Genomic DNA, 15,873 nt, shown 5'->3' with positions numbered 1-15,873 from the left:
GTATATTCTGCCTGAAAAAAGAAAACGGCCCAAGAGTAGGACCGTTCGGATATCAAAAACTCGGTACACCATTCAGTCTAAACACGCTTAACTGAATGGTGTTAGGGCATGCCCGGGTTTTTTACCCAGAGGGGTTGGTTGTGTCTCTCAAGTCGGGCATCAGGTTGCCTGGGCATTCATTCAAAGTGGGACATGTTAGGGATAACAGAATCGTCTATCAAAATAGACTGTATCAACAGGAGTTACGATGCCACACAGCGCCAATGCCACCATTGACTATCTTCACCTGTTGAAAGAAGTCGCCGTCGCGGCCAATAAAGCGAGCGATGTGGAAACCGCGGTGCGCACAGTATTACAGAGTGTTTGTCAGATAACGGGTTGGCCGGTGGGGCATTCCTGGATAAAGGGGCCTGATGGTGAGTTGGTTTCAAGCGGTATCTGGCATCTGGATGCTGGTTACCCTACGGATGGCTTCGATGCTTTTCAGCAAGCCAGCGAACAAAGGTGTTTTTTATCGGGCATGGGTCTGCCAGGGCGGGTGTTATCAGAGGGAGAGTCTCTCAAGGTCATTAATATTCAGGTGGAGGCCAACTTTCCTCGCCAAGGCGCCGCCAGAGAAGCGGGTTTGATCTCGGGTTTTGCGGTGCCCGTACAATCGGGCAACAGCATCACGGCGGTATTGGAGTTCTTTACCAGCAAACCACAGTCGTTGCTTCCCGAGCTGCTGGATGTGATGACTCAGGTCGGTGTTCAGCTGGGGCGGGTATTCGAACGGGAAAACGCTCGGCAGGCGTTGCTGAGCAGTGAGTCGCGCAGTCGTCAGATCATCGATAGCGCGGGAGATGCCTTCATCGGCATGGACTCCCAAGGCATGATTACTGCCTGGAACCGGGCCGCCGAAGTTATTTTTGGCTGGTCGCAGGCCGACGTATTGGGCCAAAGTGTTGGCGAAACAATAGTACCGAGCCAACATCGCGATGCTCATCAACGAGGACTGGAGCGTTTTCTTGCTCATGGAACTGCCAGGGTACTGGGACAACGGCTCGAATTGCCGGCTTTGCATCGGGATGGCCGGCAATTCCCTATCGAAATTACCCTCTGGTCTCTGGAAGATCATGAAAGTTGGAACTTCTTCGCCTTTGCCCATGATATCAGCGCCCGTAAAGAGGCCGAGCAAGCTCTTGAATACCGGGCTTTGCATGATGCCCTGACCGGGCTTCCCAACCGGGCCTTGGTACTGGACCGGTTGCAGCTGTGTCTGTCCTGCAGGGGGGCGGATCCGAGCCGTGTGGCGGTATTTTTTATCGACCTGGATCATTTCAAACGAATAAATGACAGCTTCGGCCATGATGCCAGCGATCAGGTGCTGATCACGGTGGCGCAAAGATTACAGCTGGCCATGCGCCCGAGTGACACCGTTGCTCGCCTCGCCGGTGATGAGTTCGTGATTGTCTGCTCGGACGTCGCCAGTCATCGCGATGCCACCGTTATTGCTCAGCGCCTGCTGGGAGAGTTGGCTCCCCCCATCCAACTGGAAGAAGACAATGTCTTCGTATCCGCCAGCATCGGCATCGCCATTGCGGAGCCGGGCTGGGATGCCGAAAAGTTAGTCGGCTCTGCCGATATCGCCATGTATGAAGCTAAATCTGCCGGAAGAGCCCATTATCAATTATTTGATGAACAGATGCAGATGCAGGTTTTGGCGCAACTGCGTATCGAGAATGAGCTGCACAGGGCGCTTGAACAAAAAGAGTTTCGTCTGTTTTTTCAACCCATAGTCGCGGCGGATACTGGCAAGGTGGTGTCGGTAGAAGCTCTGTTACGTTGGCAACATCCGGTTAAGGGGCTGTTATCTCCGGTGGAGTTTATTCCCATTGCAGAAGAGTCGGGGCTGATAGTTCCCATTGGTACCTGGGTTATAGAAGAAAGCTGTCGTCTGGCTCGTCATTGGGGCTTGTTACGTGATAGTCATCTGCCTTTGGGCATATCCGTCAACCTTTCTCCCCGGCAACTACTCCAGTCCGATTTGGTCGATACGGTGCGCCGTCTCTTTCGCACTCATTCCTTCGATCCCAGGTGCATCGAGTTCAGCTTCGAGGTGACAGAAACCGCGGTGATGATAGATCCCGAAGCTGCCGCCATTACCCTGCAGGCTTTGCGTGATATGGGCGCTTATATTGCCATTGATGATTTTGGCACCGGTTACTCTTCCCTTGCTTACCTCAAGCAATTTCCGGTCGACAAGCTGAAAATCGATCGCTCTTTTATCATGAACATCAGCGAGAATGAGCACGACAAGGCTATTGTGCAGGCGGTGACGGGGCTGGGACATGCAATGAAGTTGGCGGTAGTTGCCGAAGGTGTGGAAACGGAGGCGCAGGCTCAGGTCTTACGGTCTTTGGACGTCGATTTGCTGCAGGGATACTTCTACGGTCGTCCGCAACCCGAAGCACAGCTGGAAAGCTTATTGCTCAAATCGCTCAGCCAGACAACGCGGGATAATAAATAGCAGAAGAAATACATCAGCGCCGCCGAGACATTGAAATCTCGGCGGCGCTGATGCTGTATGCCGTTGATTGATATTGAATCAGTCAGTCCGGTGCTATTATCTAGCGAGTGCCGAACACCACTATGGTTTTGCCATGAGCCGAGATCAGTTCTTGTTCTTCCAGCATTTTCAAAATACGGCCCACGGTTTCGCGAGAGCAACCAACAATCTGGCCAATTTCCTGGCGGGTGATCTTGATTTGCATGCCGTCCGGGTGTGTCATGGCATCGGGCTGACGCGCCAGACTGAGCAGGGTTTCGGCGATGCGTCCCGTCACATCCAAAAATGCCAGGTCACCCACTTTTTGGCTGGTGGTTTGCAAACGCTCGGCCATTTGCGCCGACAATCGCATCAGGATTTCCGGATTCACCTGAATTAACTGACGAAACTTCTTGTAGGAAATTTCTGCTACTTCACAGGGCGATTTGGCACGAACCCAGGCGGTGCGCAATGGATTTTCTGTTTCTTCAAACAGCCCCAATTCACCGATAAAGTCGCCTTTATTAAGATAAGACAGGATCATTTCCTTGCCGTCTTCATCTTTTATCAGTACCGAAACCGAGCCTTTAACGATGTAATACAGGGTCTCTGCTTTTTCACCTGCATGAATTAAAGAACTTTTTGCCGGATATTTATGAATATGACAATGCGACAAAAACCATTCCAGGGTGGGATCACTTTGGGGCTTGCCAATAACCATGACGCTTCCTCTTGATTACTTTCATTAGCTCTGGGCTGAGGCCTGGCAAGCAGGCTGCCTTGCGCGTATATAATCCGCTAGCATAAAAGGCTTACGTCTTGTCATCAAGGGGCTTGGGCTTTTATCCTGCTCGTCGGTGTAGTGCCAATAAGCTAATATGGCTGTTTTTATGAGGAGTTGTTATGAAAGCCAAGGTGAGCTGGTTAGAAGGAATGTGTTTCGAGGGGCTTTCAGAGTCTGGCCACAACTTGATACTGGATGGTACTAATCCGGGCAAGGGCGTGAGCCCGATGGAGGCGGTGTTGCTGGGCGCCGGTGGCTGCAGCGCCATCGATGTGGTGTCTATTCTGGAAAAAAGCCGCCAGCAGATTACCGGCTGCGAAGTCGAGCTCGACGCCGAACGGGCCCCTGAGCCGCCTCGGGTATTTACCGCCATCAAGCTGCATTTTGTGGTTACCGGTCAAGATCTATCAGAAAAACACGTTGCCCGGGCGGTCAAGTTGTCGATGGAGAAATACTGTTCGGTGATGAAAATGCTGGATAAGGCCCTGGATGCCTCTTCGTCGTACGAGATCCGCGAAGCTTAAAGCTTTGCCGTCTTTCTAACGCCGCTCAGAGCTGCAGTCGTACGCCATATGCTGTAAGTAAAGTGCCGGTCGCGGTATTTGTCTTTAACTTACGGCGTACGGCGTCAGGCGCAATGTTTTAAGCTGTCTCTTAACGAATTTTTCCGGTTTCCAGCAGGCGCTCCAGCATGGGGCGCAGTATCAGTTCCATCACAAAGCCGACCTTGCCGCCTGGCACCACTATGGTGTTGCGACGGGACATGAAAGAACCGTCGATCATCGCCAGCAGATAGGGGAAATCGACGTTTTTAATGCCACGAAACCGGATCACCATCATGCTTTCGTCGGCGCTGGGGATCACCTTGGCGCTGAACGGGTTGGAAGTATCCACGGTGGGAATGCGCTGAAAGTTGATATGAGTGCGGGAAAACTGCGGCGTAATGAAGTTGATGTAGTCTTCCATCGAGCGCACGATCGAGTCGGTAACGGCTTCTCGCGAGTGGCCACGCTCGGCAGTGTCGCGGATCAGCTTCTGGATCCATTCCAGGTTGACGATCGGTACCATGCCGATCAAGAGATCCACATGCTGCGCCACGTTCTGATCCTCGGTGACCACACCGCCGTGCAGCCCCTCATAAAACAACAAGTTGGTGTCATCGGGCAACTGCTGCCAGGGTGTAAAGGTACCGGGCATCTGGTTGAAAGGCACGGCTTCGTCAAAGGTATGCAGGTAGCGACGAAACTGGCCAGTGCCCGTGTCGCCATATTCCTTGAAAAAATGCTCTAACAGTTCGAAGTCGTTGGCTTCCGGGCCAAAATAGCTGATATGTCTGCCTTGCTCCCGGGCGCGGCGAATGGCCACATCCATCTCTGGCCGAGTGTAACGATGAAAACTATCGCCTTCGAGCATGGCGGCTTTAACCCCCAGCTGGGCAAACATGGACCGAAACACTTCGGTAGAGGTTGAGGTGCCGGCACCCGAGGAGCCGGTAACCGCAATAATGGGGTGCTTGGCTGACATAAAAAACCTTAGAAATGATAAAACTGTGAATGTTTATACGCAGTACGCTGGGTACAGGTCAAGGTTTGTCTCTAAACTGCGCCGCCGGCACTATGTTTACACTTTCGTGTAACTCACTGTAAACTATGACTGCATCACCGCACTTAAGTTGCTGTTTAACTTCAATAACTTTTTCTGTTAACGAAATATCCTCGGCGCCGTACTCGGTACCTTCCTGCAACACGAACTGCTCTATCAAATTGTTCAACGTGTCTTCACTGAGATCGGTAAAAGGAATAATCATGCGTTCTCCAAATAAGGGGGCCATTGTTGGGCAAGCCATTGGGGTACCCGGCATTCCAGCCAGTAATCGGGCCGCCAGGGCAGTCCCTGCAGAAAGCCCACATGACCGCCGGTACGGCTGAGCTCATAGGTAATGGACGGCGGCAGATCGCTGGCATCGGGAATCACCGCATCGTTCATAAAGGGATCGTCGGCGGCATGGATAACCAGAGTTGGCGTGCTGATCTGAGCCAGTTTGTACAGGCCGGAGCAGCGCTGATAGTAATCTTCTGCGTCGCTGAAACCGTGTATGGGAGCCGTTATTTTATCATCGAACTCGCGCAGACTCTTGATTCGGTTCAGATCGCCTTGCCATTGATGTCGGGGATGACGCCGCAGTCGTTGCTGCCAGTTATCGATCATGCGATTGAGCAGGTAGCTTTGATAACAGCGAGAGAAACCCGAATTAATTCGTTCTGCACAGGCCGACAATTGCAACGGCGCCGAGATCACTGCCGCAGCACACAGGGGGCTGCGCGGATGCGCGGCCAGATAATTCACCAGCATGTTGCCGCCAAGCGAATAGCCGATGGCGGCCATGGGACGGCCCGGGTAGCGCTGGCGGAGCAGGGATAATACATAATGCGGGTCTTCAATGGCACCGGAATGGTAGGCCTGCATATAGCGATTGGGCTCGCCACTGCAGCCTCTAAAGTGCATCAATACCGCCTGCCATCCCTGCTGGTGCAGGGCGGTCATCATGCCCTGAATATAGTGCGACTCAATACAGCCTTCCAGGCCATGAAACAGCACCACCAGCGGCTTGTTGTCGCTTTGTTCGGGCTGGCCCCAGGCAAGATCGACAAAGTCGCCATCGGGCAGTTCCAGCCGCTCCCGCCGATGCTTGATGCGGTTACGATGCAAATACTTGGCAAAAATGGTCTGTACATGGGGGTTACGCGCCCACCAGGGAGACTGAAACTGGCTGGGATGTATCATGACTTTTTGTGAATGCACATAAGAGTAGGCCTGTGTAAGCGGTGGCGCACCACCAGAGCGAAACAAATGTGATGACTCTCGGTAGATAAAATACTGGGCGGCGCGAACAAAATCGAGTAAAACAACGTTTTTGCATGACTATTTGCCGAGTACATCATGGATTTTGCCTTGTTGGGTTCTGCTGCCGGTTTTGCCCTGGCCGCCTGTGGCACCCCCGGCCCCAATAATATGTTATTGACCAGCTCGGCCACCCGGTTTGGTTATCGGCCCACGCTCAAGTTGCTGTTGGGCATTATGTTTGGCTTGCAGTTGCTGATGCTGTTAACGGCGCTCGGGCTGGGAAAATTGTTCTTGATGTGGCCCTCATTGCAATGGGGACTGAAGATATGTGGCAGTGGTTATTTGCTGTGGCTGGCATGGAAAATCGGCAGTGCCCGCCCGCAGGTAGCAGGTGACGAGGCCGACAGCATGAGCTGGCGGCAAGGGGCTCTGTTTCAGTTTCTTAATCCTAAAGCCTGGCTGATGGCGGTATCGGCCATCAGCGGCTTTACCCTGGCGGGTGACCAATACTGGCCCTCGGCCTGGGCGGTGCTGGTTATTTTTTTGTTGCTGGGTATTATCACCGGGCATATATGGGCGTTTTTTGGCCTTCATTTGCGTCGCTGGTTGCATAGCCCAAAAGATTGGCGACGTTTTAATCAATTTATGGCGTTGTTAACGGCGGCCAGCGTACTTATGATCTGGCATTAGGCGGCTTTTACGCTTTATCGTTACAGTTTGCAGCCAAAGCATGTAAAATCTGGGCGCTTTTTGTCTTCTAAACCCCAAGGTTGTCATGGTCTCAGACACGGATTTATTTAAAGATATTCGTCCCTATCGGGATGACGAAGTCGCCGGCGCCATTCAGCGCCTGATCCGCGACGACGAGTTCATTGGTGCCATTGCCAAATACCGCTTTTCTACTTTGTCCGGTATCGGTGGCCCGGTTATCAAGGCGCTTATTCGGCTTTATTTAAGCTGGCGCTGGCGCAAGCTGAACAGCGTGCGGCAAATTCAGCTGGAAGTCGCCAGCTACATGGAAAAAATGATCAGCCGAACCACGTCGGGGGTGAGCTATTCCGGTCTGGAACAACTCAAGCCCGATCAGGGCTATCTGTTTATTTCCAACCATCGTGATATCGCCATGGACCCGGCATTCGTTAACTGGGGGTTGCACAGCCACGGGCTGGATACGGTGCGTATTGCCATTGGCGATAACCTGTTGCGCAAGCCCTGTGCTGCCGAGCTGATGAAGCTGAACAAAAGTTTTATCGTGAAGCGTTCGGCCAAAGGTCCGCGAGAAATGATGAAGGCCTTTAGTGAGCTGTCGGCTTATTTGCGCCACTCTATTGATGAAAACCAGTCTATCTGGATTGCGCAAAAGGAAGGTCGTGCCAAAGACGGCAACGATAAAACCGATCCGGCCATCCTCAAGATGTTTTATATGGAAGGCAAGCGGCAGAAAATCCCGTTTTCAGATTACATAAAAACCCTGAACCTGGTGCCAGTATCCATTTCTTATGAATATGATCCGGGTGATCAGGCCAAGGCACGCGAGTTGTATGCTAAAGCCGAACAGGGTGCTTATGAAAAAAGAGAATTTGAAGACGTAGAAAGCATAGTGCAGGGTATAGTGGGCCAGAAAGGGCGGGTGCATGTGGCCTTTGGCGAACCGCTGAGCGGCGAATTCGACAATGCCGATCAGTTGGCAGAGGCCATTGATCGGCAGATTTATGACAACTACCATCTGTTCCCCAGTAACCTGCTGGCCGCCGGCCAGACACTGGAAGGGCATCAGGCCGAGGTGAAGCTGTTTGAACAGCACATTGCCCGGATCCCGACCGAGCTGAAGGAAATGGTACTGTCGATGTACGCCCGCCCGGTGCTGAATAAAGAGCGATAACACTCAAGATAATAAAAAGCCGGTCAGGACGAGAGTCTGACCGGCTTTTTTAGCCTGTGACTCAGACTGCAGGCTGAGTCACAGGTGGCTTGTTTAGGTATGTGCCTAAGCTATATCGAGTTAGCCCAGGTTACAAGCGGTAGCCAAGGTTGAACCAGAGTCTGGGGTCCTGCTGCTTACCGTCGGCCTGGGCGTCACCGCCGGACACTTTCCAGGCTGACACCAGATCGGCATGCCAATGACTACCAGCATAACGTACGCCCGCGCCCATTCCGGACACGGCTCTGTCTTCCCCTTCGTCAGTACCACCATTAGGCGTACGGCCGGTATCCAGCAGTAAATACGGCACCCAACCTTGCCCCAGATCGTAACGTAATTCCAGCTGAGCCAACCAACCGCGACTGTCCGAGCCTTCGCCTACCGGAAAAGCCCGTACTCCGTTAACGCCCCCTAGATAGAAACTCTCCGAACCATCCAGACTTTCTGTGTCCGCCCATTGGCCACTAAAGCGACCATACAGGCTTAAGCTGGACGTCAGTGCTTGCAGTCGAGCCAGCTCCAGATTGGCTTTAAAAAAGTCGTAATCCAGATTATCGCCCATGCTTTGTTCTATATCTATCCGGCCGGGAGTGAGGGTGAGCGCCCCCCAACTTACGCCGCCTCCCGCCAACGCATCTCTGTGATCGAACGACACCGACAAAGGGATGCTTTGGCTGCGGGTGGCTTTGCTAAAGTCGGCAAAGCCGATGTTGTCATCGAGATCTTTATATTGGTAGTTGGCCTGCAGGCGTACATTACTCTGCTGGGAACGCAGCAGTGGGTAACTGGCTCCCACAGAAGATACCTTGGCGGTACCGGTATAACCTTCAAACCCTTTGCCCAGGCTGTAATCGGTCTGAGAATACCCAACAAACCCGCGTAGGCCATTGGCGGACAACGGCAGCGAATAGGTCAGGCTGCCGAGCCAAGTTTCCTCATTGGTATATAAGGCCGAAACGCTAAGCTCGTCGCCCACCAACAATGCCCGATTAATCTGCACATCGGCGCGGCCTCTATATTCACCCGAGAAACGACTACCGTGATTATCCGTCGATAAGCGTGCGGCCACGCGCTGGTCTGGGCTTACCTGCACATCCAGCTCGCCGGTGCCCACGCGCTCACCGGGGCGCATCACGGGAATCACGGCGACTCCGGGCTGATCGCCCAAAATCAGCATACTGCGCTCTAGACTTTTTGATTCTATCACTTGGCCGGGCTGCAGGTTTGCAAGGTAGGGGCGGGCGGCGTCGACCAAGCGCGGTTCGCCACTGGCATCAACGTGGTCGTAGCGGCCTTCTTGCATCTGAATAATTAATTCACCATTTGCCATATTCTGGGCGGGGATAAAAGCTTGAGCAAAGGGATATCCCTGTTGCCGATAAAACTGGCTGATGCGGTTGGCCAGGCTCCTTAAGCCTGCAAGATCGTACTCTTTACCTTGAAAGTCACCAAGCTGAGCCAGCAAGGTGGGGCTATCGAATAGCGTTTTGCCCTGCACGGTCACCTTATTAAGGCGAACCTTGGCACCGCCTTGCTCACTTTCAGTGAGCGGGGCGCCTTGCAGATCCAGCTCCACAGATGGCGCCTGCGGTGATATATCCTGCTCTTGGCTCTGTTGATAAATCAGGCCAGCTCCCGGTGCTTGTTGTGCAAGTGCTGGCGCAGTCGCCATGGTGGCCAGAGTGATGGCAGCAGCCAAAGCAGTAGGTGTAAACAGCTTCATAAAAATCGTCCTGGTTTGGTTAGTTGCCGTAGGCATTAAGAGTGTTGTCCATGAGAATGCCACCATTGACGACAAACAACGGCAGTAAGCCCGAGTCGTTGCGAGTACCGTTTTGCTCAGCAACGGTCGCCTCGTCAAGATCGACTAATTCCAGGCCACCGGATACCTCTGGGCCTTGACCATTAGGCGATGAGGTAACGCGGGAGTTCACAGCAAACTCCATCCCTCTTTGGCCAATACCAGTCTGTTGGCTGTCACCAGACTGCCCCTGAGTCAGTTGCTGAAGGGCGCCGATGGCGACATTTCCTGCGCTATTAGTGATGCGTTTATTAATAACGAAATTGCCTGGTTCAAAGTTGATGGCATAGTTTGGATTAACAGCATCATTAACCGTCCCTTGCTGGATGGCATAGTTACCAGCTTGCTCACCGGCTTCTCGAATAATGGTGCCCGAGAGACGCTCACCATTCACTAGGCCGCAATCAGAGGCAAGTTGGCCACAACCAGTCTGATAGGTAAGTACAGGATCAGCCGCTCCTTGGTATTTGTCAGCATCAGTGGCAGTAACGGTTACCGAGCGCGGGGTAATATTGGCGGTGGTGTTAGCCTGGTTGGTGATGTTGTAATTGCCGGCATCTGCACCGGTGTAGGAGTTGTTTAGAATGACGGTTTTGTTCTCGCCGGCGTGTTTATCGCTGAAGGCGCCGCTGGCGGAGACGGTGATCTTATCACCGGCAATCAACCCCGAAATCTGCGCATTAGCCGCGTTGACGTTGGCGGTGCTGTTGCCGTCGTAGGTTTTATCCTGCGCAGTAATGCCGCTCACGGTAATGGCCTTTTTCGCGATGTTGGCGGTGGTGCTGGCTTGAACGGTGATATTGTAGTTGTTGGCATCGTTACCGCTGTAGCTGCTGGTTAGGCTCNGGTGGTGCTGGCTTGAACGGTGATATTGTAGTTGTTGGCATCGTTACCGCTGTAGCTGCTGGTTAGGCTCACGGTTTTGTTCTCGCCGGCGTGTTTATCGCTGAAGGCGCCGCTGGCGGAGACGGTGATCTTATCACCGGCAATCAAACCCGAAACCTGCGCATTAGCCGCGTTGACGCTGGCGGTGCTGCTGCCGTCGTAGGTTTTATCCTGCGCAGTAATGCCGCTCACGGTAATGGCTTTTTTCGCGATGTTGGCGGTGGTGCTGGCCTGATCGGTGATGATGTAGTTGCCTAGGTCGGTACCTGTGTAGCTACTGGTTAGGCTAACGATTTTGTTCTCACCGGCGTTTTTATCGCTGAAGGCGCCGTTGGCGGAGATAGTGATATCGTCACCGTTAATCCAGCCGCTCGCATCCGTTGCGTTAACGTTGGCGGTGCTGCTGCCGTCATAGGTTTTATTATCGGCGGTAATACCGCTCACGGTAATGGCCTTTTGCTCGATGTTGGCGGTGGCGGTGTTGAAACTGAAGGCATAGTTGCCAGCATCCGCGCCGGTCGAGGCGTTAGCCAGGGTGACGGCTTTGTTTTTACCGACATGTTTATCGTCGAAGGTGCCGTTGGCGGAGAAAGTGATCTCGTCACCGGCAATCAACCCCGAAACCTGCGCATCCGTTGCGTTGATGTTAGCGGTAGTATTGCCGTCATAGGTTTTATCCTGCGCAGTAATGACGCTCACGGTAATGGCCTTTTGCTCGATGTTGGCGGTGGCGCTGGCCTGATCGGTGATAATGTAGTTGCCTAGGTCGGTACCTGTGTAGCTGCTGGTTAGGCTAACGATTTTGTTCTCGCCGGCATGTTTATCGTTGAAGGTGCCGCTGGCGGAGATGATGATATCGTCACCGTTAATCCAGCCGCTCGCATCCGTTGCGTTAACGCTGGCGGTGCTGCTGCCGTCATAGGTTTTATTATCGGCGGTAATACCGCTCACGGTGATAGCTTTTTGATTGATGTTGGCGGTGGCGGTGTTGAAACTGAAGGCATAGTTGTCAGCATCCGCGCCGGTCGAGGCGTTAGCTAGGGTGACGGCTTTGTTTTTACCGACATGTTTATCGTCGAAGGTGCCGTTGGCGGAGAAAGTGATCTCGTCACCGGCAATCAACCCCGAAACCTGCGCATCCGTTGCGTTGATGTTAGCGGTAGTATTGCCGTCATAGGTTTTATCCTGCGCAGTAATGACGCTCACGGTAATGGCCTTTTGCTCGATGTTGGCGGTGGCGCTGGCCTGATCGGTGATAATGTAGTTGCCTAGGTCGGTACCTGTGTAGCTGCTGGTTAGGCTAACGATTTTGTTCTCGCCGGCATGTTTATCGTTGAAGGTGCCGCTGGCGGAGATGATGATATCGTCACCGTTAATCCAGCCGCTCGCATCCGTTGCGTTAACGCTGGCGGTGCTGCTGCCGTCATAGGTTTTATTATCGGCGGTAATACCGCTCACGGTGATAGCTTTTTGATTGATGTTGGCGGTGGCGGTGTTGAAACTGAAGGCATAGTTGTCAGCATCCGCGCCGGTCGAGGCGTTAGCTAGGGTGACGGCTTTGTTTTTACCGACATGTTTATCGTCGAAGGTGCCGTTGGCGGAGAAAGTGATCTCGTCACCGGCAATCAACCCCGAAACCTGCGCATCCGTTGCGTTGATGTTAGCGGTGCTGCTGCCGTCATAGGTTTTATTATCGGCGGTAATACCGCTCACGGTAATGGCCTTTTGCTCGATGTTGGCGGTGGCGGTGTTGAAACTGAAGGCATAGTTGCCAGCATCCGCGCCGGTCGAGGCGTTAGCCAGGGTGACGGCTTTGTTTTTACCGGCATGTTTATCGCTGAAGGCGCCGTTGACGGAGAAAGTGATCTCGTCACCGGCAATCAAACCCGAAACCTGCGCATCCGTTGCGTTGACGTTGGCGGTGCTGCTGCCATCGTAGATTTTATTATCGGCAGTAATACCGCTCACGGTAATGGCCTTTTTCGCGATGTTGGCGGTGGTACTGGTCTGATCGGTGATGATGTAGTTGTCTAAGTCGGTTCCTGTGTAGTTATTGGTTAGGCTAACGGTTTTGTTCTCGCCGGCGTGTTTATCGCTGAAGGCGCCGTTGGCGGAGATGGTGATGTCGTCACCGTTAATCCAGCCGCTCGCATCCGTTGCGTTGACGTTGGCGGTGCTGCTGCCGTCGTAGGTTTTATTATCGGCGGTAATACCGCTAACGGTGATGGCTTTCGCCGTGACCTCTACTTTAGTGTTTTCTGTATTCAGCTTAATGTCATAGCCCTGCTGACTAGAGGCATAACCGCCGGCCAGATCGCGCGAGCCGACATGTTTACTGGCTAATGTAAAGCCGCTCCCCAGCAGTTGATTGTCTTGCGTACCCTCATAGGCTGTGCCATTCAATAACCAGCTGGATTGTAATGCATTAGCATTTTTTGCACTAAGGGTTGTGGTGGCATCATACTCTTGAGTAAGAGCGGTGTCGGCGGACACATTCAGCGTAATATCGGTTAAAAAGTGACGCAGCAGCGGGCCGCTTTGTCCTTCATAAATACGCCACACTTTTGAGCTCCCGCCCTCGGCGGCAATATCCCAGCCAGCATCGCTATAAGTTGCTGCCTGCTTCATCTCGGCTGAGGTTTTACCAGTAACGCCTTGTGATGGCCCATCACCGACCCCCTGCATTTGGCCGGTTGAATCGGTCGCGAAGAAGGAGTTGGTAAATTTCCCCCCGATGCTAGAGCCCACCAAGCCGCCGACCATGTCATATCCCCTGACGCTACCGGTGGCGTAGGAGTTGCTGATGTTGCCCCCAAAACTTTCCCCGACCAAGCCGCCTACTGAGAACTCACCCTGAACATCACCGGAAGCGTAAGAGTTGCTGATGTTTCCCTGCTCGCTGACCCCAACCAAGCCGCCGGCCGTGTCATATCCACTGACGCTACCGGTGGCGTAGGAGTTTCTGATGTTTCCATCATGCCTGATATTGCCGACCAAGCCACCGACTTGTCTCATGCCATCGACGCTACCGGTGACGTAGGAGTTGCTGATGTTTCCGAAGATCAGCTCACCTGTTATACCGCCAACTGAGACGTCTCCCTGAACATAACCGGTAGCGTAGGAGTTGCTGATGTTTTCCTGCTCGCTGACCCCAACTAAGCCGCCAACGGAGAAGTGTCCCTGAACATAACCGGTAGCGTAGGAGTTGCTGATGTTTCCATTAATGCTGCGCCCGACCAGGCCACCGACAACCTCGTTTCCATTGATGATGCCACTAACACTTACATTTTCGATATGAGTATGATCGGCTAGGCCTACGACAGCGCCAACATAACTATCACCTCTCACATGGACATTGGCGAAGGTTACATTCTGTATGCTCGCTCCATAAGATCTACCAAAGAAACCTACTCCGCCTTCTGGGTTATAACTCCTCTCAATGTTCAGGCCGGAAACCGTGTGGCCAAGCCCGTCGAATTTGCTACTGAACTCATTCTGGCGCTCACCGATTGGAGTCCAGTTATTGGTGCCTGTTAGAGTTAAGTCTGCCCCTAATGCATAGTGTTGAGTCGATTCCAGACCCATACTTTGCATCGCTGCTGCATCGGTCACAACAGTCCACGCTTTAACCGTGCCTGCATTACCCAATTGGGTTGAAAGGGTCTGCCCGGCCTGCAGGTTGACGGGGGCCTTAACGTAGTAATCCGCCGCCTTGTTATCAACGGTGCCATTGGCGGTGGCTTGACCGTATTTTAGTGCCAGCTTGCCGCCACTACCTTTAGAGGCATCGATTTTGGCATTGATTTCGATATTGCGCTGCGCGTTAAGGGTGAGGGTGTTACCGCTACTCCAGCTTACTTGGTCGTTAACAAAAATATCGCCATGGCCATTGGTATTACCACCGTTCACATTTTCAATGGTGATGCTGTTATTGGCCAGGTTGGCGGACAAGGTCGCGCCGGTTATATCGCCGTTGGCTGCGGCAATAGTGAAGTCGGTCGGGTCAATCAACCAAGTACCGGTTTTGCCATATTCGGCCAGGGTAGTGACTGTTACATCACCCACCTGCACCTTGGCGGCACTGGTTTCGATGAAGCCGCCATTGCCGGTGCTGGGAGCGCTGGCATCCAGGGTGCCAGCTAGCTGCACTTTGCCGCTGTCCATGTCGCCCATCAGCATGATGCGGCCGTCGGCACCGGCGGTTAAGGTTTGCGCCTGAGTGATGCCGGTGTGGTTAATCACGCTGGCGGTGAGGGCATTGGCGGCTTTGGCGGTGAGGTACACTAGGCCGCCATCGGCTCGTATGGCACCACCTTGCTCAATATAGGTTTCTAACTGTGATTCTTCGACTTCAATCTTGACTGGGCCACCCATGTCCAGGGTTACGCGGCTGCCCGCGCCCATTAAGGTGCTCCCCCCTGGGGTGGTGATATTGCCGGTGTTGATGATGCGCGCGGCAATCATGGCGACCATGCCGCCTTGCGCGGTTTGAATGTTGCCCTGATTGATCACGGCATTGGCGCTGCTGCCGGCAAAATTATAGTTGCCAGCCATGAAATCTTCGGTGGAAATGTTCAGGGTGGAGGCGACCAAGGAGCCCACATCGACGCGCGCCGTATCGCTAAACATAATGCCATTGGGGTTGACCAAAAATACCCGACCGTTGGCGTTAAGGGCGCCACGTATCTCTGACACCTGGTTGCCGGTTACGCGGTTAAGGGCCGCCGACTGGGCGTTGGGCTGTACAAAATTAACGGTGTGGCCTTCAGCAATGGAGAAGTCTTGCCAGTTGATGGCGATGTTTTGGCTATTCTGGTTAATGGTAAGACTGTTGCCTGATGCATTAATAGTGCCTTGGCCGGCCACTATCTGGCCATTAGTGGGAAGGTTGGCGGCGTGCAGCGGCACGCTTATCCAGAACAAGGTGCCGGCGGCGATGGTAGATAACTGACGGCGGCGGTTACTGCGAGTTTTTCCCTGACCGCTTTTACTGACTTCTGAAGCGACTTGCCATAAACGCTTGCTTTTATTCCATACAATTCGATAGGTGTGATTCATCGCAATAACCAGTTTGAAAATGAGTGCGGCTAATATGCCCAAACTCGGTTATT

General features: G+C 53.2%; 11 protein-coding genes. 4 read left to right on the top strand and 7 right to left on the bottom strand.

Going from position 1 to position 15,873, the window contains the following annotated elements:
• Positions 1-247 precede the first annotated feature (247 nt).
• Positions 248-2,509 carry a bifunctional diguanylate cyclase/phosphodiesterase gene (locus IEW52_RS13950; protein WP_188630687.1) on the top strand — a complete coding sequence of 754 codons (2,262 nt, stop codon included), beginning with the start codon at positions 248-250 and terminating at the stop codon, positions 2,507-2,509.
• 100 nt (positions 2,510-2,609) lie between these two features.
• Here the strand turns inward: IEW52_RS13950 and crp are convergent, their stop codons facing one another.
• Complete coding sequence (gene crp, locus IEW52_RS13945; RefSeq protein ID WP_188630686.1) at positions 2,610-3,248, bottom strand: cAMP-activated global transcriptional regulator CRP; 639 nt, start codon at positions 3,246-3,248, stop codon at positions 2,610-2,612.
• 182 nt (positions 3,249-3,430) lie between these two features.
• Here crp and IEW52_RS13940 point away from each other — a divergent pair, with 182 nt between their 5' ends.
• A complete protein-coding gene (locus IEW52_RS13940; protein WP_188630685.1) occupies positions 3,431-3,835 on the top strand; it encodes an OsmC family protein in 405 nt (134 codons plus the stop codon).
• Positions 3,836-3,965: 130 nt separating this feature from the next.
• On the opposite strand, the gene IEW52_RS13935 is transcribed toward IEW52_RS13940, so the two are convergent.
• The 3 genes from IEW52_RS13935 to IEW52_RS13925 are packed head-to-tail and all read right to left on the bottom strand — an operon-like array spanning position 3,966 to position 6,095.
• The gene (locus tag IEW52_RS13935) at positions 3,966-4,835 is read right to left on the bottom strand and encodes a phosphoribulokinase (RefSeq protein ID WP_188630684.1); all 870 of its coding nucleotides are present in this window, start codon (positions 4,833-4,835) and stop codon (positions 3,966-3,968) included.
• 58 nt (positions 4,836-4,893) lie between these two features.
• The gene (locus tag IEW52_RS13930) at positions 4,894-5,118 is read right to left on the bottom strand and encodes a YheU family protein (protein WP_188630683.1); all 225 of its coding nucleotides are present in this window, start codon (positions 5,116-5,118) and stop codon (positions 4,894-4,896) included.
• The gene (locus IEW52_RS13925) at positions 5,115-6,095 is read right to left on the bottom strand and encodes a hydrolase (RefSeq protein ID WP_188630691.1); all 981 of its coding nucleotides are present in this window, start codon (positions 6,093-6,095) and stop codon (positions 5,115-5,117) included. Before IEW52_RS13925 ends, IEW52_RS13930 begins: the two co-directional genes overlap by 4 nt.
• 156 nt (positions 6,096-6,251) lie before the next feature.
• Between IEW52_RS13925 and IEW52_RS13920 the strand changes: the two genes are divergently transcribed.
• Positions 6,252-6,845: a LysE family translocator gene (locus tag IEW52_RS13920; protein ID WP_188630682.1), complete on the top strand. Its 594-nt coding sequence runs from the start codon at positions 6,252-6,254 to the stop codon at positions 6,843-6,845.
• 85 nt (positions 6,846-6,930) lie between these two features.
• Positions 6,931-8,037, top strand: coding sequence for a 1-acyl-sn-glycerol-3-phosphate acyltransferase (locus IEW52_RS13915; protein ID WP_188630681.1), 1,107 nt, complete (start codon positions 6,931-6,933; stop codon positions 8,035-8,037).
• A gap of 130 nt (positions 8,038-8,167) precedes the next feature.
• Here the strand turns inward: IEW52_RS13915 and IEW52_RS13910 are convergent, their stop codons facing one another.
• The 3 genes from IEW52_RS13910 to IEW52_RS13900 all read right to left on the bottom strand — a co-directional run bounded on the left by IEW52_RS13910 (position 8,168) and on the right by IEW52_RS13900 (position 15,820).
• Positions 8,168-9,799 (bottom strand): ShlB/FhaC/HecB family hemolysin secretion/activation protein, encoded by a 1,632-nt coding sequence (locus IEW52_RS13910; RefSeq protein WP_188630680.1) that lies wholly within the window; start codon positions 9,797-9,799, stop codon positions 8,168-8,170.
• A 19-nt stretch (positions 9,800-9,818) separates the two neighbouring features.
• Entirely contained in the window at positions 9,819-10,631 is an 813-nt protein-coding gene (locus IEW52_RS13905; RefSeq protein ID WP_268236670.1) for an MBG domain-containing protein, read from the bottom strand.
• Between the two features lie 83 nt (positions 10,632-10,714).
• Positions 10,715-15,820 carry a YDG domain-containing protein gene (locus IEW52_RS13900; RefSeq protein ID WP_188630678.1) on the bottom strand — a complete coding sequence of 1,702 codons (5,106 nt, stop codon included), beginning with the start codon at positions 15,818-15,820 and terminating at the stop codon, positions 10,715-10,717.
• Positions 15,821-15,873 lie beyond the last annotated feature (53 nt).

This window comes from Oceanisphaera marina (assembly GCF_014643915.1).
GTDB lineage: Bacteria > Pseudomonadota > Gammaproteobacteria > Enterobacterales > Aeromonadaceae > Oceanimonas > Oceanimonas marina.
This window is presented reverse-complemented; position numbering and strand designations above follow the sequence as displayed.